The 19,274-nt window shown below is 69.2% G+C and carries 15 protein-coding genes, 1 tRNA gene and 1 pseudogene; 9 read left to right on the forward strand and 8 right to left on the reverse strand.

What is annotated here, in order from left to right; translation table 11 throughout:
* The first annotated feature begins 174 nt into the window (after window positions 1–174).
* From pepN to AC069T_RS07265, 6 genes and pseudogenes are all read left to right on the forward strand, one after another.
* The gene (pepN, locus tag AC069T_RS07240; protein WP_478781782.1) at window positions 175–2,673 is read left to right on the forward strand and encodes an aminopeptidase N; all 2,499 of its coding nucleotides are present in this window, start codon (window positions 175–177) and stop codon (window positions 2,671–2,673) included.
* Between the two features lie 906 nt (window positions 2,674–3,579).
* Window positions 3,580–5,013, forward strand: coding sequence for a pyridoxal phosphate-dependent decarboxylase family protein (locus AC069T_RS07245; protein WP_478781783.1), 1,434 nt, complete (start codon window positions 3,580–3,582; stop codon window positions 5,011–5,013).
* The gene (locus AC069T_RS07250; RefSeq protein ID WP_478781784.1) at window positions 5,010–6,428 is read left to right on the forward strand and encodes a lysine N(6)-hydroxylase/L-ornithine N(5)-oxygenase family protein; all 1,419 of its coding nucleotides are present in this window, start codon (window positions 5,010–5,012) and stop codon (window positions 6,426–6,428) included. The genes AC069T_RS07245 and AC069T_RS07250 overlap by 4 nt, the downstream gene beginning before the upstream one ends.
* An 80-nt stretch (window positions 6,429–6,508) precedes the next feature.
* Window positions 6,509–6,664 (forward strand): annotated as a pseudogene (locus AC069T_RS07255) (SigE family RNA polymerase sigma factor); the annotation flags it as partial.
* A gap of 184 nt (window positions 6,665–6,848) precedes the next feature.
* A complete protein-coding gene (locus AC069T_RS07260; RefSeq protein WP_478781870.1) occupies window positions 6,849–7,154 on the forward strand; it encodes a hypothetical protein in 306 nt (101 codons plus the stop codon).
* Window positions 7,151–7,279: a hypothetical protein gene (locus AC069T_RS07265; protein WP_478781871.1), complete on the forward strand. Its 129-nt coding sequence runs from the start codon at window positions 7,151–7,153 to the stop codon at window positions 7,277–7,279. The genes AC069T_RS07260 and AC069T_RS07265 overlap by 4 nt, the downstream gene beginning before the upstream one ends.
* A gap of 67 nt (window positions 7,280–7,346) precedes the next feature.
* On the opposite strand, the gene AC069T_RS07270 is transcribed toward AC069T_RS07265, so the two are convergent.
* Window positions 7,347–9,149, reverse strand: a complete 1,803-nt coding sequence (locus AC069T_RS07270; protein WP_478781785.1) for a bifunctional metallophosphatase/5'-nucleotidase — start codon at window positions 9,147–9,149, stop codon at window positions 7,347–7,349.
* A 140-nt stretch (window positions 9,150–9,289) separates the two neighbouring features.
* Here AC069T_RS07270 and AC069T_RS07275 point away from each other — a divergent pair, with 140 nt between their 5' ends.
* Together AC069T_RS07275 and pyk are read left to right on the forward strand one after the other, a co-directional pair.
* Window positions 9,290–9,991, forward strand: a complete 702-nt coding sequence (locus AC069T_RS07275) for an SIMPL domain-containing protein (RefSeq protein WP_478781786.1) — start codon at window positions 9,290–9,292, stop codon at window positions 9,989–9,991.
* Window positions 9,992–10,118: 127 nt separating this feature from the next.
* Window positions 10,119–11,555 carry a pyruvate kinase gene (pyk, locus tag AC069T_RS07280; protein ID WP_478781787.1) on the forward strand — a complete coding sequence of 479 codons (1,437 nt, stop codon included), beginning with the start codon at window positions 10,119–10,121 and terminating at the stop codon, window positions 11,553–11,555.
* 43 nt (window positions 11,556–11,598) lie between these two features.
* On the opposite strand, the gene AC069T_RS07285 is transcribed toward pyk, so the two are convergent.
* Window positions 11,599–12,357, reverse strand: a complete 759-nt coding sequence (locus AC069T_RS07285) for a helix-turn-helix domain-containing protein (protein WP_478781788.1) — start codon at window positions 12,355–12,357, stop codon at window positions 11,599–11,601.
* Between the two features lie 107 nt (window positions 12,358–12,464).
* A tRNA-Leu gene (locus AC069T_RS07290) sits at window positions 12,465–12,539 on the reverse strand.
* Window positions 12,540–12,643: 104 nt separating this feature from the next.
* Here AC069T_RS07290 and AC069T_RS07295 point away from each other — a divergent pair.
* Window positions 12,644–13,300, forward strand: coding sequence for an ANTAR domain-containing response regulator (locus tag AC069T_RS07295; RefSeq protein ID WP_478781789.1), 657 nt, complete (start codon window positions 12,644–12,646; stop codon window positions 13,298–13,300).
* Between the two features lie 93 nt (window positions 13,301–13,393).
* Here AC069T_RS07295 and AC069T_RS07300 read toward each other — a convergent pair whose 3' ends face one another.
* The 5 genes from AC069T_RS07300 to AC069T_RS07320 form a co-directional block, all read right to left on the reverse strand.
* Complete coding sequence (locus AC069T_RS07300) at window positions 13,394–14,110, reverse strand: ABC transporter ATP-binding protein (protein ID WP_358852010.1); 717 nt, start codon at window positions 14,108–14,110, stop codon at window positions 13,394–13,396.
* Window positions 14,107–15,018, reverse strand: a complete 912-nt coding sequence (locus AC069T_RS07305) for an ABC transporter ATP-binding protein (RefSeq protein ID WP_478781790.1) — start codon at window positions 15,016–15,018, stop codon at window positions 14,107–14,109. The genes AC069T_RS07300 and AC069T_RS07305 overlap by 4 nt, the downstream gene beginning before the upstream one ends.
* Before the next feature lie 5 nt (window positions 15,019–15,023).
* Window positions 15,024–16,850, reverse strand: coding sequence for a branched-chain amino acid ABC transporter permease (locus AC069T_RS07310; RefSeq protein ID WP_478781791.1), 1,827 nt, complete (start codon window positions 16,848–16,850; stop codon window positions 15,024–15,026).
* Between the two features lie 5 nt (window positions 16,851–16,855).
* Window positions 16,856–17,788, reverse strand: a complete 933-nt coding sequence (locus AC069T_RS07315) for a branched-chain amino acid ABC transporter permease (protein ID WP_358852007.1) — start codon at window positions 17,786–17,788, stop codon at window positions 16,856–16,858.
* Between the two features lie 122 nt (window positions 17,789–17,910).
* Entirely contained in the window at window positions 17,911–19,143 is a 1,233-nt protein-coding gene (locus AC069T_RS07320; RefSeq protein WP_358852006.1) for a branched-chain amino acid ABC transporter substrate-binding protein, read from the reverse strand.
* Window positions 19,144–19,274: the final 131 nt, after the last annotated feature.

A 19,274-nucleotide genomic window follows, 5' to 3' on the forward strand; every position in this document is an offset into this window, starting at 1 on the left:
AGCCGGGGGAGTGACGGCCGGCCCCGCGGGCACGATCTGCGCGCCCCGTCGGGCGCGGCCACCTGCCGTGACCGTCCGGGACCCGCAACCCACCCGGGACACGGCAGGCGCCGCCCCACGGACAAAGGCCGTGTACCGATCCGACGCTGTGCCATCCCGGGGGCATCAGGCAGCATGTCCCCCATGTCCGTACTGACGCGCGACGAAGCGCAGACCCGTGCCAAGCTCCTCGACGTCCACCGCTACACGATCGCACTCGACGTGACCGGCGGAGACGAGACCTTCGACTCCCGCACCGTCATCCACTTCACGGCCCGCGCGGACGCGGACACCTTCGTCGAGCTCAAGCCCGCCGACCTGCGCTCCGTCACCCTCGACGGACAGCCCCTGGACCCCGCCACCCTGACCGGCAACCGGCTGCCGCTCACCGGCCTCACCGCGGGCGAGCACGAACTGCGCGTCGACGCCGCCATGCGCTACTCCCGCACCGGCGAGGGCATGCACCGCTTCACCGACCCCACCGACGGCGAGACCTACCTCTACACCCAGCTGTTCATGGACGACGTCCAGCGCGTCTTCGCCGCCTTCGACCAGCCCGACCTGAAGGCCGTCTTCGAGCTGTCCGTCCACGCCCCCGACGGCTGGACCGTCCTCGCCAACGGCATCACCGAACACCTCGGCGAGGGCCGCTGGAAAGCCGCGCCCACCCCGCCGGTCTCCACCTACCTCGTCGCCGTCGCCGCCGGCCCCTGGCACTCCGTACGCACCGAACACCAGGGCCTGCCCTTCGGCATCCACTGCCGCCGCTCCCTGGCCCCCCACCTGGACGCCGACGCCGACGAGATCCTCGACGTCACCCGCGCCTGCTTCGACCGATACCACGAGAAGTTCGAGGAGCCCTACCCCTTCGACTCCTACGACCAGGCGTTCGTCCCCGAGTTCAACGCCGGCGCCATGGAGAACCCCGGACTCGTCACCTTCCGCGACGAGTTCATCTACCGCTCCGCCGTCACCGACACCGAGCGGCAGACCCGCGCCATGGTCATCGCCCACGAAATGGCCCACATGTGGTTCGGTGACCTCGTCACCCTGCGCTGGTGGGACGACATCTGGCTGAACGAGTCCTTCGCCGAGTACATGGGATACCAGACCCTCACCGAAGCGACCCGCTTCGACGACACCTGGACCGACTTCGGCGTCGCCCGCAAATCCTGGGGCTACGACGCCGACCAGCGCCCCTCCACCCACCCCGTCGCCCCCGACCCCGACGCCGTCCCCGACACCGCCTCCGCGATGCTCAACTTCGACGGCATCTCCTACGCCAAGGGCGCCTCCGCACTCCGCCAACTGGTGGCCTGGCTCGGCGAGAAGGACTTCCTCGCCGGCATCAACACCCACTTCGCCCGCCACAAGTTCGGCAACGCCACCCTCGCCGACTTCATCGAATCCCTCGCCCACGCCACCGAACGCGACGTGCACGCCTGGGCCCAGGCGTGGCTCCGCACCACCGGCGTCGACACCCTCACCCCCGCCGTCACCGCCGGCGCCGACGGCACCTGCACCCTCACCGTCGACCACGACGGCAGCCGCCCGCACCGCATCACCGTCGGCCTCTACGACCACGACCTCACCCACGACGGCCGCCTCACCCCGCGCACCCGCCTCGCCCTCGACGTCCCGCAGAGCACCCCCACCCCCATCGGCAAACGGCCCGCACTGCTCCTCCTCAACGACGGCGACCTCACCTACGCCAAGATCCGCTTCGACCCCGAATCCTTCGCCACCCTCCGCACCTCCCTGTGCCGCCTGCCCGAACCGCTCACCCGCACCGTCGTGTGGAACGCCCTGCGCGACGCGGTACGCGACGGCGAACTGCCCCCCGCCGCCTACCTGGAGGCCGCCCGCGCCCACCTCCCCCACGAGACGGACCTCGCCGTCGTCCAGGGCGTGCTGTCCTTCGCCACCGTCCAGGTCGCCGACCGCTACCTCCCCGCCGCCGACCGCCCCGCCGCCCTCGCCACCCTCACCGACCTTTGCCGCGACCTCATCCGCCGCACCGAGGACGGCTCCGACCCCGGCCTTCGGCTCACCGCCGTACGCCACTGCATCGACGTCGCCGCCCACCCCGACACCATCAGCGCCTGGTTCTCCGAGGGCACCGTCCCCGGCGGACCCGAACTCGACCCCGAACTGCGCTGGCGCATCCTCGGCAGGCTCGCCGTCCTCGGCGCCATCGACGACGCCGTCATCGAGGCCGAACTCGTCCAGGACCCCAGCGCCACCGGCCAGGAAGGCGCTGCCCGCTGCCGCGCCGCACTGCCCGACCCGCAGGCCAAGAGCAAGGCGTGGGACGAGATGTTCGCCTCCGACGACCTCTCCAACTACCTGTTCACCGCCACCGCGCAGGGCTTCTGGCAGCCCGAACAGACCGAGCTGCTCCGCCCCTACGTCGAGCGGTACTGGCACGACGCGATCACCGTCGCCGCCCGCCGCGGCCCCGCCATCGCCGAGGCCGCCGGACGCTGGGCCTTCCCCGTCACCGCCGTCTCCGCGGAAACCCTCCGCCTCGGCGAACAGTGCCTGCGCGACGCCGACCCCATCCCCGCCCTCCGCCGCAAACTCGCCGACCAGCTCGACGACCTTTCGCGGGCACTGCGGGTGAGGCACGCGTAGGAACGGGACACGGTCCCGGCGCCGTACGACACGAGGGGGCGCCGGAACCAACCGAACGCCCCCTCCCGCACCCGCGCCGGGCCGCACACGCCGGGGCCCCGGCCCCCCGCCGAACCGGTCGCACGGGGACCCCGGCTCCGCCCCGAACCCCGGTACGCAGGGAATCAGGTCCGCGCCGAGCGGGGTGCGCGGGGACCCGGCCCCGCCGCCTACCCGGTACGCGCGGAATCCCGCCCCGCACCGAACCGGGGGGCGCAGGCAGCCGGGTCCTGCGCCGAACCCCGGTACGGAGGGCGTCGGGCGCCCGTGCCGAGCGGGGCGCGCGGGGACCCGGCCCCGCCGCCTACCCGGTACGCAGGGAATCCCGCCCCAGGAGGAGCCGGGCACGCAGTCAGCCCGGGGCGTGCGCCGGACCTCGGCACGCGGGGAATCCGCCCGCGCCGAACCGGGCGCGCCAACAGCCGGGTCCTGCGCCGAACCCCGGCGCTCCGCGCCGAACCCCGGTACGGAGGGCGTCGGGCGCCCGCGCCGAGCCGGGCGCGCAGGGATCTGGCTCCGCGCCGACCTCCGTACGGGGGGAATCCCCCCGGGGACGAGCGGGGCACGCCGTCAGCCCGGGCCCGCTCCAAACCCCGGCACGCGGGGAATCCGTCCCCGCGTCGGACCTGGGCACGCGGGAAATCCCGTCTCGCGTCGGACCTCGGCACGCGGGGAATCCAGCCCCCGCCGGACCCCGGCACGCGGGGACCCCTGCCCCGCGGTCCCCCTAGCACCCCCCAGCCCCCCGCACGTTCCTCCCACGTGGCAGTACCCCCTTTCGGGTTTCCGTCGGGGGGCTTTTCGGGCGCGGCGGGCCTCGCGCGTACACGCTGGGACTCCCCGCCCCGCGGCCCTCGGAGGACGCCCATGAGCTCGCCGCCCCTCGCCTCAGGTCCCGGCGGCTCCGCCGCACTGCGGCCGCTGCTCGACACCGTCCTCGACGCGCTGCGCGACGGCGCCGAAAGCCGCGGCGGCCCCCTGCCCGCGGGCGGCCCCCAGGCCGTCGCCCGGCACGTACGCGACACCGTCGGCGAGGTGCTGCCCCGCGAAGGCTCCGACGACGCCCTGCGGCTCCTGGTCCACACCCTCGCCGCCGGCGCCGCCGACCCCGCCGACCCCCTGTGCGCCGCCCACCTGCACTGCCCGCCGCTCGCCGTCGCCACCGCCGCCGACCTCGCCGCCTCCGCCCTCAACCCCTCCCTCGACTCCTGGGACCAGGCCCCCGCCGCCTCCGCACTCGAAGCACTCGTCACCGACACCCTCGCCGCGGAGATCTACGCACCCACACCGACCGGCCCCGAACACACCGGCGACGCCGACCCACCCGAAGCGAACACACAACCGAAGAAAGGTGCCGCCGTCGTCACCACCGGCGGCACCGAATCCAACCAGCTCGCCCTCCTCCTCGCCCGCGAGGCCCACCACGGCACCACACTCGTCTGCGGAGCCAACGCCCACCACTCACTGCGCCGCGCCGCCTGGCTCCTCGGCCTGCCCGACCCCGTCGTCGTCCCCGCCCCCGCCGGCACCATGGACCCCGCCGCCCTCGACGACGCCCTCACCGAACTGCGCGGCCCCCGCGGCTCGTTCACCGTCGCCGCCACCGCAGGCACCACCGACGCCGGACTCATCGACCCCCTGACCGACATCGCCGACCTGTGCGCAGCCCACGGAGCCCGCCTCCACGTCGACGCCGCATACGGCGGCGGCCTCCTCTTCAGCGACCGCCACCGCAGCAGACTCGACGGCCTCGCCCGCGCCCACACCGTCACCCTCGACCTGCACAAACTCGGCTGGCAACCCGTCGCCGCCGGCCTCCTCGCCGTACAGAACCCCCACGACCTGCACGTCCTGAACCACCCCACCGACTACCTCAACGCCGACGACGACACCCGGGCCGGACTGCCCGACCTCCTCGGCCGCTCCCTGCGCACCAGCCGGCGCCCCGACATCCTCAAAATCGCCGTCACCCTCAAAACCCTCGGCCGCCAAGGACTCGGCGCCCTCGTCGACCGCGTCTGCGCCCACGCACAGGAGCTCGCCGCCCTCGTCGAAGCCCACCCCGCCTTCGACCTCTACGACCGGCCGACCCTCAGCACCGTCCTCTTCCGGCCCGCCCACGCCACCGACGACACCGTCGCCGCCGTACGCCGCACCCTCCTCACCGAAGGCCGCGCCGTCCTCGGCCGCGCCACCCCCGACGGCCGCCTCTGGTTCAAGGCCACCCTCCTCAACCCGCACACCCGGCCCGACGACCTGGCCGCACTCCTGAAACTGGTGGAAGGACACACAGCCCGATGAGCCCGACGCCCCACCCCCCACACCACGAACCCGAAGCCCCACGCGACCTCGTGGGCATCGGCATCGGCCCCTTCAACCTCTCCCTCGCCGCCCTCGCCCACCCCCTCACCGAACTCGACACCGTCTTCTACGAACAGCGCCCCGCCTTCGACTGGCACCCCGGCCTCCTCATCGACGGCACCACCCTCCAAGTCCCCTTCCTCGCCGACCTCGTCACCCTCGCCGACCCCACAAGCCCCTGGTCCTTCCTCAACTACCTCAAAGCCCGCGACCGCCTCTTCCCCTTCTACTTCGCCGAGCGCTTCCACATCCAGCGCGCCGAATACGACAGCTACTGCCGCTGGGTCAGCGACAACCTCCCCGGACTCCACTTCGGCCACCAGGTCGACGCCGTCCGCTGGAACCCCGAACGTGCCCTCTTCGAAGTCGACTTCACCCAACTCGACACCGACGGCGAAGCCGAATCCCTCGGCCGCACCCACACCCGCAACATCGTCATCGGCGTCGGCACCGCCCCCCACATCCCCGACGCCCTCCAACCCCTCGTCGCAGCCCCCGGCGCCCCCGTCATCCACGCCGCGGACTACCTCGAACACCGCGAACACTTCCTCACCGCCGGCCACATCACCGTCGTCGGCGCCGGACAGTCCGGCGCCGAGGTCTTCCTCGACCTGCTCAAGAACCGCCCGCCGGGCCACGAGAGGATCCACTGGCTCGCCCGCACCGAAGCCTTCGCCCCCATGGAGTACTCCAAACTCGGCCTCGAACACTTCACCCCCGACTACACCCGCTACTTCCACGCCCTCACCGAACCCGTACGCGACCGGCTCGTCGCCGCCCAGTGGCAACTCCACAAAGGCATCGACGCCGACACCCTCGCCGCCATCCACGACGAGCTCTACCGCCGCACCCTCCACGGCGGCTGGCCCGACGCCGTCCTCACCCCCGCCGTCAACGTCCGCACCGCCGGACGCGTCGCCACCACCAAAGTCGAACTCCACCTCGAACACGTCCAGCAGGGCACCCGCTCCCGCCTCACCACCGACGCCGTCGTCCTCGCCACCGGCTACCGCGAACGCCCCCTCGGACGCATCCTCGCCGGACTCGACCCCTACCTCCGCCGCGACAGCGCCGAACGCCCCCGCATCGACGACCGGTTCCGCCTCGTCCTCGACCCCTGCGTCACCGGCCGCGTCCACGTCCAGAACGCCGAACTCCACACCCACGGCGTCGGCACCCCCGACCTCGGCCTCGCAGCCTGGCGCAGCGCCACCATCCTCAACTCCCTCACCGGCAAAGACCCCTACCCCCTCCCCGACCGGACCTCCTTCACCACCTTCGGACTCGAACCCCGCCCCCACATCCCCACCGCCCGCCAAGCCCCCGTCCTCACCCCCCTGATCGACAAACGCTAGAAACGCGACACCAGCTCACCCACGAGGGATAGCCGCAGACCGCTCACCACGTCGTGATGGATGCGAGAAGGGGAGGGTCGATGGAGGCCTCAAGTCACGACGAGTTCCGCGAATTCACAGCCATGCGCTCCACCGCGCTGCTAAGGCTCGCGGTACTGCTCACCGGCGGGGACCGGCACGCCGCCGAAGACCTGCTGCAGATCACGCTGATGAAGGCCTACGGGCGCTGGACACGGCACACCGCTCGCTCGCCAAACTCCGGGCCCTCGTACCGGAACTCGGACCCGAACAGCCCACGGGACGGACGCAGCAGCCGGCACCACGACGGAACAACCCCCGCCCACACGGCCTGCGGCATCCCCGCAGGGCTGGCAGCCGTGGCAGAACGACACCCCCGGCGCCACCGAACGACACTGCCTCGTGGACGGCTCCGCCCTGTACTGCAGCGGAACCAAGTACGACGCCGCCAAGTTCGACGCCAACACCGGAAAACACCTGTGGACGGTCAAGGTCAACCGCGAAGGCGACGGCATCAACGGCCCGTTCGCCGTGCGCGACGGCGTCGTCTACACCTACCGCAACCACACCGCGCCCAACCAGCCGGACGGCGACTACGCCGGCGGCACCCACGACCGTCCCCGGCAGGCAGCAGCTCCTCGCAACCTCCAGGAACCGGCTGGTCCTCCTCGAAGACGACAGCACCGCCGGCCAGGACCCGGCGGGTGACCACCCTCACCGAAACGGGGGAACGGACCACCCACCCCTACCCGCTAACCCTGCGCTACGAGGACGCCCTGATCACCCGGAACGGCAGCACTACCAACTCCCTGCTGTCGCCCACCGGACACTGACCCGACACACACGCGGCCGGGGCGCCACCACCGCCCCGGCCGAACAACACCCCGAAACGTCCCGGACCTAGAACACCGGCACACCGTCCCGCGTCAGCCGCCAGTCCACCGACGCGAACTCCGCCGGGTCCAGCACACCCTTCGCCGTCACCCACTCGGCGATCCGCGTACGAATCTCCGTCGACTCCGCCCACAACTCCTTCGCCGACGCCACATGCGGAAACGCACCACCACCGTTCGCCCGGTAGTTGTTCACCGCGAACACGAACTGCTGCCCGTCCGACAACGCCGCACCGTCGTACGACAGATTCCTGATCCGCGAACCCGGCGCCTGCGCGATGTCGATGTCATACGTCAACCCCGACACATAGTCGTAGTTGTAGTCCGGCCGGCCGTTCGCGTTCGTCAGCTTCTCCGTGTCGATCACCGCACCCGCGGCCGTCCGCACGAAATACTCCGCCGAGAACTCCAGATACGCCCGCACCTGCGCACCCGTCAGCAACTTCGCCACCAACGTGTTGTCATACACATACAGACTCGACAGATCCCGGATCGTCACCTCACCCGCCGGAATCTCCGACGTACGCGAGAACGGCGACGCCTGCGCGATCACCGGCAACGACGCATACTCCGTACCCGCCAGCGCCGCCCTGACCACGTCCTCCTGCACCCGCGTGATCAGATCGATGATCGGCGCGTCCTTGAACCGCGCCTCCACCGTCGTCAACGTCCGAGTCGCCGTCCCCACCACCTGGTTGACGTACTTCACCACCGCCGCATGCTCAGCACCCAGCAGCTTCGTGATCCGCGGATCGTCCGCCACCGTCCGCGCGTCACGCAACGACGCCGCCACCGACTCGACCCGCCACCGCCCCTTCTCAAACACCAACTCGAAGTCGAACAACGACAGACGCTCCGCATAACACAGCGGCTCCGACAGCACGACCGTCCGGCCCGACACCTCGTTCGTGACCTTCAGCTCCGGAATCTCCACATGCGCATGCCCCACCAGAATCGCGTCGATCCCCGGCACCTGCTGCGCCACCAGAGCCGCCGAATTCTCCACGTACGGCAACTGATCACCGTACGACGACGTACCCGACGAACCACTGTGCGCCGACACGACCACCACGTCCGCACCCATCGACCGCAGCTTCGGCACCCACTTCGCCGCCTGCTCCTCAAGCCCCGGGAACGTCAACTTCCCCTGCACATACGCCTTGTCCCAGATCGCGATACCCGGATTCGTCAACCCCAGCACCGCCACCCGCACCGGCGGCAGACCCGGCACATGGAACTTCTTCATGAAATACGGCGGGAAAGCCGGCTTCAACGTCTTCGCATCCAGCGCGTTCGCACCCAGCAACGGGAAATCACACTGCGACTCGAACTTCCGCAGCGTCTCGATCCCGTAATTGAACTCATGGTTGCCGAGCGCCACCGCGTCATAACCGATCGCGTTCATCGCCTGCGCCATCGGATGCACCGGACCACCCTTCGCGGTGATCGGATCCACCTTCGCGAAGTAGTACGTCAGCGGAGTGCCCTGAATCGTGTCGCCCGCATCCAGCAACAACGTGTTTTGGCGGCCCTTCTCCGCACGCACCTGGTCCACCAGCGTCGAAATCCGCGCCAGACCCATCGCGTTGCCCTTGGCGTCGGCATACTCCGCGTCCTTGAAGTAGTCCCAGTTGAAGACATGCCCGTGCAGATCGGTCGTCCCCATCACCGTCAGCGCATACCGCTTCGGACGCTTCCCGCTCCCCCCGGCCGCAGCCTCGGCCGCCGGCGCACCGACCCCACCGGCCAACGCCACCCCGGCACCCGTCACAGCGGACTTCTTCAGGAACTTCCGGCGGTTCAACGGCATCTCTGTGGCTCCCTGGGGCGATGGTCAACGACGCGCGTAGATTCTCACCCACCCACCACACCCCCGAACAGATCCCGCAGGTTTCGATCCGGTGACCAGTGAACCCCCGGAACCCGCCCAGCAGTGCCACAGTGGGACGTATGACCCCCACCCCGGACGACCCCAGCACCACACCCGCCCACGGCACCCCCGCCACCCCCCACCTCACCGTCCGCGGCGAAGCCCACCTCGAAACCGCCCCCGAAACCGCCCGCATCGACATCACCGTCAGCGCCCGCGGCACCAACCGGCACGACATCCTCGCCGACCTCACCCGCCGCAACAACACCACCCTCGACCTCATCAAAACCTACGCGGACGCCGTCGAACACCTCGAAACCGGCGCCCTCACCATCAGCCCCGAACTCACCAAACACGGCCGCGGCGAACGCGTCCGCGCCCACCACGGCCACGTCCACCTCACCGCCGAACTGACCGACTTCACCGCACTCGGCGAACTCACCACCCGCCTCGCCGACCTCGACCTCACCCGCGTCGACGGCCCCACCTGGACTCTGCGCCCCACCTCGCCCGCCTACCGCCGAGCCCGCCGCCAAGCCGTCCACGACGCCGTCCAGCGCGCCCGCGAATACGCCGAAGCCCTCGACACCACCCTCACCGCACTCATCGAACTCACCGACACCGACACCGTCCGACCCCACCCCGCCGACCGCACCCTGCGCACCATGACCTACGCCGGCGAAACCCCCGACGACACCGCACCCCTGGACCTCGAACCCCGGCGTCAGCACATCCACGCCGAGGTCACCGCCCGATTCACCATGGCACCCCCGAATTTGTAGTACCGCAGCGCTCATCGGAGCGACCCCATGCGCAGTTCAACACTTGCCAACAGCCCTTCACCCAAAGGCTGTTGGCCGGACACGCACACCCAATTCGCTACCCACCGGTAAGGCCTAGGCTCAGACCATGCGCCGAGCAAAAATCGTCTGCACTCTGGGGCCCGCCACCGACTCGTACGACCAGATCAAAGCACTGGTCGAAGCCGGAATGGACGTAGCCCGATTCAACCTCAGCCACGGCACCTACGCCGAGCACGAGGAGCGCTACCAGCGCGTACGAAAAGCCTCCGACGAAACCGGCCGCAGCGTCGGAGTCCTAGCCGACCTTCAAGGCCCGAAGATCCGCCTTGGCCGCTTCCGCGAAGGACCCGTACTCCTCGAACGCGGCGACACCTTCACCATCACCGTCGAACCCGGCACCGAAGGCGACCGCCACACCTGCGGCACCACCTACGACGGACTCGCCAGCGACGTCACCCCCGGCGAACGCATCCTCGTCGACGACGGCAAAGTCTGCCTCGAAGTCACCGCCGTCGAAGGCCCCCAGGTCCACACCACCGTCATCGAAGGCGGCATGGTCTCCGACCACAAAGGCCTCAACCTCCCCGGCGTCGCCGTCTCCGTCCCCGCACTCTCCGACAAGGACGAAGCAGACCTCCGCTGGGCCCTCGGCACCGGCTTCGACGTCATCGCCCTCTCCTTCGTCCGCAGCGGCCACGACATCGACGACGTCCACCGCATCATGGACGAAGAAGGCCGCCGCCTCCCCGTCATCGCCAAAGTCGAGAAACCCCAGGCCGTCGACAACATCGCCGACATCGTCGCCGCCTTCGACGGCATCATGGTCGCCCGCGGCGACCTCGGCGTCGAAATGCCCCTCGAACAGGTCCCCATCGTCCAGAAGCGCGCCATCAAACTCGCTCAGCGCAACGCCAAACCCGTCATCGTCGCCACCCAGATGCTCGACTCCATGATCGAGAACTCCCGCCCCACCCGCGCCGAGGCCTCCGACGTCGCCAACGCCGTCATCGACGGCACCGACGCCGTCATGCTCTCCGGCGAGACCAGCGTCGGCGCGTACCCCGTCGAGACCGTGCGCACCATGGGCCGCATCGTCGAAGCCGCCGAAGAGGACATCCTCGCCAAGGGACTCCCGCCCCTCACCGAACGCAACAAGCCCCGCACCCAGGGCGGCGCCGTCGCCCGCGCCGCCGCCGACATCGGCGACTTCCTCGGCGCCAGGTTCCTCGTCGCCTTCACCCAGTCCGGCGACACCGTCCGGCGCTTGTCCCGCTACCGCTCGCCGATCCCCCTCCTGGCGTTCACCCCCGACCCCGCGACCCGGTCCCAGCTCACCCTCACCTGGGGCGTCGAGACCTTCCTCGGGCCGCACGTCGAATCCACCGACGCCATGGTCGACCAGGTCGACGAGCAGCTCCTGAAGATCGGGCGCTGCCGGCAGGGCGACATGGTCGTGATCACCGCCGGCTCCCCGCCCGGCGTCTCCGGCTCGACCAACCTCGTCCGCGTCCACCACATCGGCGAGGACGACGCCCCCAAGTGACCGGCCCCGGGCCCCTTATGAGGAGGGGCCCACCGCGCCGGACTCAGTACTTGGGACCCACGTGCGCATCCATCAGGGCCACGTCGTCCCTGCGGGCCACGGAGATGTTGTAGGCGTTCCCGTGCCGGGTGCAGTGCGTCCACGCGATGCCGAGCTTGTCGAGGGTGTCCGTGTACAGGCGGCGGATGTCGTCGGAGACGTTGGTGAAGAAGTACCGGGGATACTCATAGCGCTTGCGCTCACCGGCGACGACGCGGGTCGTCCAGTTGGTGATCCGGCACCCGTCGGAGTGGACGAGCCCCCGGACGAACTCCCAGGGGTGAGCGTCGACGATCTCCTGCTGCCAGCCCGCCAGCACGATCTCCCGCTCGTGCTTCTTCCCGGGCCCGTGCTGGGGGAAGAGGCAGGGCCAGTGTGCGTAGTAGCCGACCACTGACACGTAGCCGTGAGCTTGTACGCGGCTGGAGTTGCCCGCGGGGTTGACTGCACGCACGGCGGCTTCGCAGGCCGTGACGAGCCCCGGCCACGTATCGGCACAGGCGATGCGAAGGTAGTGGCCAGCACGGCGCGGATGGGCGCTGATGCAACCGTCGCCAAGATAGAGGCCCAGCAGGTAGGCGTACGCGGCTTGGTCAGCCGGTGGGCCGGGAGACCGGGGCGCCATGCGGGGCAGCGGTTCGAGGCGGCTCTGCCAGGAGCGGATGGCTGAACGGGAGATGCCTGTTTCCCGGCTCACCGAGTTCAGGCTGCGGCCCTGTTCCAACAGTGAGAGTGCTCGCTTGCGCGTGCCGACGTCGTACATGCGAACAGTCTGTGAAAAGAGATCGGGAGGGCGGACGGCAAAAAGCGGATGTTCACGAGAACGTGGACATCCGCTACCGAATGCTGACCTTGGGATCGAAGGAAAAGTGCCCCGGGTCGGACTCGAACCGACACTGTATGGGTTTTGAATCCATTGCCTGCTGCCAATTGGGCTACCGGGGCCCAGCGAATCAAAGGTTCACGCCGACCCGCTGCCCGACCACCTTACCGCAGCTAGGTACGCTCTTGGGAGCAGTACTTGCCTGCCCTGGAACAAGGAGCACCCCGTGACCGCCCCCGAGTCGCCCCAGCCCGTGGACGCGCCCGACGACGACAAGTCGCACGTACCTCCGCTGACGACCCGTGTCGTCATCGCCGAGGACGAGGCCCTGATCCGTCTCGACCTCAAGGAGATGCTGGAGGAAGAGGGCTACACGGTCGTGGGTGAGGCGGGCGACGGTGAGCGGGCCGTGGAGCTGGCCCGGGAGCACAAGCCGGACCTGGTGATCCTCGATGTGAAGATGCCGAAGCTGGATGGGATCTCGGCGGCGGAGAAGATCGCCGAGGAGAGCATCGCGCCGGTGCTGATGCTGACGGCGTTCTCGCAGCGTGATCTGGTGGAGCGGGCCCGTGACGCGGGTGCGATGGCGTACCTGGTGAAGCCGTTCAGCAAGAGTGACGTGGTGCCGGCGATCGAGATGGCGGTGTCGCGGTTCACGGAGCTGAAGGAGCTGGAGAAGGAGGTCGCTGACCTGAGTCAGCGGCTGGAGACGCGGAAGCTGGTGGACCGGGCGAAGTCGGTGCTGCAGACGGAGTACGGGCTGTCGGAGCCGGCGGCGTTCCGGTGGATCCAGAAGACGTCGATGGACCGGCGGATGTCGATGCAGCAGGTGGCGGAGGCGGTCATCCAGGACGCGGAGGAGAAGAAGGCGTCGAAGGGTTAGTCCGCCGGTTCGGCCTGGTTGGTGGTGCGAGAGGCCCGCGACCCCGTTGGTGGGGTGCGGGCCTCTTCGTGTGCCTGGGGTGGGGCGGGTGGGTCAGTCTTCGCCGAGGTAGGCCTTGCGGACGGATTCGTCGTGGAGGAGGTCCCGTCCGCTGCCGGAGAGGACGATGTTGCCGATTTCCATGACGTGTCCCTGGTCGGCGAGGGAGAGCGCCGCCTGGGCGTTCTGTTCGACGAGCAGGATGGTGGTGCCCTGGGACTTGAGTTCGGCGATGGTGGCCATGATCTTCTGCATCATGATCGGCGAGAGGCCCATGGAGGGTTCGTCGAGCATGAGGAGTTTGGGCTGGGACATGAGGGCCCGGCCCATGGCGAGCATCTGCTGTTCGCCGCCGGAGAGGGTTCCGGCGGCCTGCTTGCGGCGTTCCCCGAGGATGGGGAAGAGGTCGTAGGCGCGCTGGATGTCCTTCTCGATGCCTGCTTTGTCGTTGCGCAGGAAGGCGCCGAGGCGGAGGTTGTCCTCGATCGACATGCGGGGGAAGATGTGCCGCCCCTCGGGGGAGTGGGCGAGTCCGAGGGAGACGATCTGGTGGGCGGGCGTCTTCTTGAGCGACTTGCCGTTGAACTTGATCTGGCCGCCGGCGGGCTTGAGGAGGCCGGAGAGGGTGCGCAGGGTGGTGGTCTTGCCGGCGCCGTTGGTGCCGATGAGGGTGACGACTTCGCCTGCTTCGACCTTGAACGAGATGCCCTTGACGGCTTCGATCTTGCCGTAGGCGACGCGGAGGTCCTCGACCTCGAGGAGTGCGGTCATCGGTCGTTCTCCTTGGCGGGCGCGGCGTCCGTGGTGGGGTCGGCCTGTGCCTCGGCGGTTTCGACTTCGGTGGCTTCCTCGTTGCCGGGGGCGCCTTCGAAGGGTTCGCCGAGGTAGGCGGCGATGACGCGTTCGTCGCCCTGGACGGTGGCGCTGTCGCCTTCGACGAGCTTTTCGCCCTGGACGAGGACGGCGACGCGGTCGCAGAGGTTGAAGATGAAGCGCATGTCGTGCTCGATGACGAGGACGGCGATGCCGCGGTCGCGGATGGCGAAGACGAGTTCTTCGGTCGTCCGTGTTTCCTGCGGGTTCATGCCGGCGGTGGGCTCGTCGAGGAGGAGCAGGCCGGGTTCGCTGGCCAGGGCGCGGGCGATCTCGAGCTTGCGCTGCTCGCCGTAGGGCAGGTTGCGGGCGAGGTGTTCGGCCTTGGCGTCCAGTCCGACGAACTCGAGGAGTTCCATGGCGTGGGCGCGGGAGGCTGCTTCGGCCTTGTGGAAGCCGGGGCCGCGCAGCAGTGCTGACCAGAGGCCTTCCTTGGTCCGGGTGTGGCGGCCGACGAGCACGTTTTCCAGGACCGTCATGTTGGCGAACAGGCGGATGTTCTGGAAGGTGCGGGCGATGCCGGCTGCGGTGACCTTGAAGGACTTGGGCGGCAGGATGTTGCCCTTGTAGCGGACTTCGCCCTCGGTGGGGATGTAGAGGCCGGTCAGGCAGTTGAAGAAGGTGGTCTTGCCGGCTCCGTTGGGGCCGATGAGGCCGACGATTTCTCCGGCGTTGACGGTGAGGTCGACGTTGCGGACGGCGGTGAGGCCGCCGAAGCGCATGGTGACGCCGCGGGCGTTGAGGACGGGTTCGCCGGGGGTGTGGGCGCCCGGGGTGGTGTCTTTGGTGGTGGTGTCGGTCGTCATGGTGGTCAGGCCCCTGCCTTGCTGAGGACTGCGGGTGCTTCCGCCTCTTCGTGGAATTCGAGCTGGCGCCGCCGGTTGGGGATGAGGCCTTCGGGGCGGAAGCGCATCAGGAGGACCAGCGTGATGCCGAAGGCGAGGAGCTGGTAGTCGCCGAGGAACTGGAGTTTGGCGGGGATGAGGTAGAGGAGGGCGGCGCCGACGAGGGGTCCGCTGATGGTGCCCATGCCGCCGAGGACGACCGCTGCGAGGAGGAAGGCCGAGTTGGGCGGGACGACGTGGGCGAATTGGTACTGCTCGGGGGTCACGGTGTAGGTGACGTGTGCCTGGACGGAGCCGGCGAGGCCGGCGAGGCAGGCGCCGAGGGCGAAGGCGATGAGTTTGACGCGGAAGCCGTTGATGCCCATGGCGAGTGCGGCGGTTTCGTCTTCGCGGATGGCGATCCAGGCGCGGCCGATGCGGGAGTCGCTGCTGCGTCGGAAGACGATGACGACGATGAAGGTGATGAGCAGCATCAGCAGGAAGTAGTTGGCGAATCGCGCGATGGTGAAGCCGCCGAGGCTGTGTTCCTGGCCGAAGTCGAACCCGAAGATGTTGAGGTTCGGGATCGAGGAGATGCCGTTGGAGCCGTTGGTGACGTCGGGGCCGGAGGTGCCGTCCATGTTGAGGACGGTGATGCGGAAGATCTCTCCGAAGCCGAGGGTGACGATGGCGAGGTAGTCGCCGCGGAGGCGGAGGGTGGGGGCGCCGATGATGACGCCGAAGATCATGGCGACGACGGCGCCGGCGATGGCGGAGGCCCAGAAGGGCCAGTGGACGTGGAGGGGGGAGGAGGGGGAGCCGGAGACCAGGGCTGCGGTGTAGGCGCCGACGCCGAGGAAGGCGACGTATCCGAGGTCGAGGAGGCCGGCGAGGCCGACGACGATGTTGAGGCCGAGGGCGACGGTGGCGAAGATCAGGATGTAGACGCCGATGGTCGCGTAGCGGTCGTCGGACTGGGTGAAGGGGAAGGCTGCCGCGGCGACGAAGGCACCGGTCATGGTGATGGTGCGGTGCTTGGTCGTGATGGCCGAGACCCGGGCCACGAGCCCGGTCTTGGCGAGTGCGGCGAAGCCGAAGCCGACGGTGATGAGGAAGCCGACGAAGAGTTCGTCGTATTCGGTGCCGATGCCGTAGGTGAAGATCGTGAGGCCGAGGGCCATGGCCAGGATGATCACGAGGATCTCGGCGTATGCGGGGATGTCGCGGGCGGGGCGGGCGGGGCCGCTCGCGAAGGTGGCTTTGGTGACGGCGCCGGCGTGGCGGGCGTGGTGCAGGAACTGCTCCCACTTGGTGTCTTCGGTGTCGACCGGTTCGGGGGCCGGGCGTTCGAAGGGCAGGGAGAGTGCGCCGAGGAGGGCGATGAGGGTGACGGCGGCGGCTATGTAGCCGCCGGGTTCGAGGTTGACGACTCCGCCGAGGTTGACCGTGATGGCGATGACGGTGAACCAGGCGGTGGTGAAGGTGCCGAGTGCGGCGAGTTTGAGGGCGCCGTCGGCGCCGGCGGGGGTGAGCCAGCCCAGGCCCTTGACGCCGTAGGAGGCGAGGCCGAGGAGGGTGGTGAGGAGGCCGCCGATGAGGACGAGGACCTGGAGGCCGCCCGGGTAGCCGTAGACGGTCAGGTCGCCGGGGAAGGCGGAGGTCCAGGTCCAGGCGAGGAAGGTGGAGACGATGGTGAGGACGCCGCCGCCGGTGGCGAGTGCGCGGCCGGTGGTGGGCGGTATGCCGATGAGGCCCTTGGGGGTGCCGCTGATGGGGGCGGTGGGGGTCTGGGGTGGTGTGGTCTGTGTGGTCATCGGTGTCACGCCCTGTCCGCGACGCGCTCGCCGAGCAGGCCCTGCGGCCTGAGGAGGAGCACGAGGATGAGGAGTACGAACGCCCAGACGTTGGCCCAGGACTGGCCGCCGAGCTGGTCCATGCCGGGGACGTCGGCGATGTAGGCGGTGGCCATGGTTTCGGCGATGCCGAGGACGAGGCCGCCGATCATGGCGCCGTAGATGTTGCCGATGCCGCCGAGGACGGCTGCGGTGAAGGCCTTGAGGCCGAGGATGAAGCCCATGCGGAACTGGACCTGGCCGTACTTGAGGCCGTAGGCGACGGCTCCGACGGCGGCGAAGGCGGCGCCGAGGGCGAAGGCGACCACGATGATGCGGTCGGTGTTGATGCCCATGAGCTTGGCGGTGTCGGGGTCCTGGGCGGTGGCCTGCATGCCGCGTCCGGTGCGGGTCTTCATGACGAAGTAGGCGAGGATCGCCATGCTGATGGGGGCGGCGACGAGGAGGAACACGTCGCCGGTCTGGATGGTGACGCTGCCGATCTCGAAGGGGCCGCCGTCGATCTCGGGGAAGTTGATGGATTCCTTGGCGCCGGGGTACCAGGCCCATACCGCCTGCTGGAGGGCGAGGGAGAGGCCGATGGCGGTGATGAGGGGGGCCAGGCGTGGGGCGGTGCGCAGGGGCCGGTAGGCGAATCGTTCCGCTCCCACGGCGACGACGACTGCGGCGAGGACGGCGCCCAGGAGCATGAGCGGCAGTGCGATCCACATGGTCGTGCCGTCGGGCAGGACGTACAGGTAGACCGTGAGGGCGCCGAAGCCTCCGATCATGAAGATCTCGCCGTGGGCGAAGTTGATGAGCTGGACGATGCCGTAGACCATTGTGTAGCCAATGGCGACGAGCCCGTACATGGATCCCAGTAGCAGGCCGTTGACCAGCTGCTGCGGCAGTTCGTTCACCGCAATGTCCTCCGAGACTTTCGGACGTTCGACGGATGTGACCGGGGGTGACCCGGATGTGAGTCCGCGCGGGGCGCCTGTGGTGCGGCGCCCCGCGCGGCTCATCGGTGGTTCGGGGTGGGTCAGCCGGTGTAGGTGCCGGACTTCACGGCCTTCCAGGCGCCGTTCTCGACGGCGTACACGGTGAGCTGCTTGTTGGTGGCGTCACCGAACTCGTCGAAGGAGACCTTGCCGGTCACACCGTCGAAGGAGACGTTCTGGACGGCGGCGGTGATCTTCGCGCGGGCGTCGGACGGCAGCTTGCCGTCGTTGTCCTCGACGACCTGCTTGACGGCCTGGATGATGGCCCAGGCGGCGTCGTAGGAGTAGCCGCCGTACGCCGCGTACTCCTCCTTGTAGCCGGCCTCCTTGTAGTCGGCGACGAACTCCTTGGCGGAGGGGAGCTCCTCGACCGGGGCGCCGACCGAGGTGGCCAGGTCGCCGGTGCTCTTGGCGCCGCCGAGCTTGATGAAGGTCGGGTCGTAGATGCCGTCGCCGCCGACGAGCGGGACCTTGGCGCCGGACGCCTTGATCTGCTTGCTGAGCGGGCCGGCCTGGGGGTACTCGCCGCCGTAGTAGACGACGTCGGCGCCGGAGTTCTTGACCTTGGTGGCGACCGCGGAGAAGTCCTTGGTGTCGGGGTCGATGTGGTCGGAGCCGACCACCTTGCCGCCGACCTTCTTGAATTCCTCGGTGAAGGTGGCGGCGAGACCGGCGCCGTAGGTCTTCTTGTCGTCGATGACGAAGACCTTCTTCTTCTTGGCGTCGTTGTAGACGTACTGCGCGGCGAACGGGCCCTGGATGGCGTCCGTGGTCGCGGTGCGGAAGTACGACTTGTACGTGCGGACCTTCTTCTTCTGCCAGTCGGCGCCCTGGGTCAGGCCGGGGCCGGTGTTGGCGGGCGAGATCTGGACGAGCTTGGCGTCGTCGAAGACCTTCTGCATGGATTCCGCGACGGAGGAGTTCAGCGGGCCGACGACGCCGTAGACGTTCTTGTCGGCGACGAACTGCGAGGCGTTCTGCTGGCCGGAGGAGGGCTGCGCCTGGTCGTCGAGTGCCTCCACCTTGAAGGTGACTCCGTCGACGAGCTTGTCCTTGTTGGCCGTCTTGGCGGCGAGGTCGACCGAGTTCTTGATACCCAGGCCCAGCGCGGACAGGTCGCCGGTCAGCGGGGCGTCGACTCCGATGGTGACGGTGGTGCCGCCGCCGTTGTCGGAGTCCGAACCGCCGTCGTCGTCGCGCGAACCGCAGGCGGTGAGGGTGAGTGCTCCCGCCGCCAGCGCGGCGGTGATGGCGATGAGCGAACGTTGGCGCACGATCAGTCCTTTCCCTGGCACGGCCCTTCCCCCTGGAAAGACCGAGTCGGTGCGCTGGGCCGAAGTGATTTTCCGGGGCGCGGTGACTGGCCGTGACTCTAGGCGGGTGTGAGGAACATCGAGGAGGGTCT

The sequence above is a fragment of the Streptomyces sp. NPDC043867 genome (assembly GCF_056435845.1).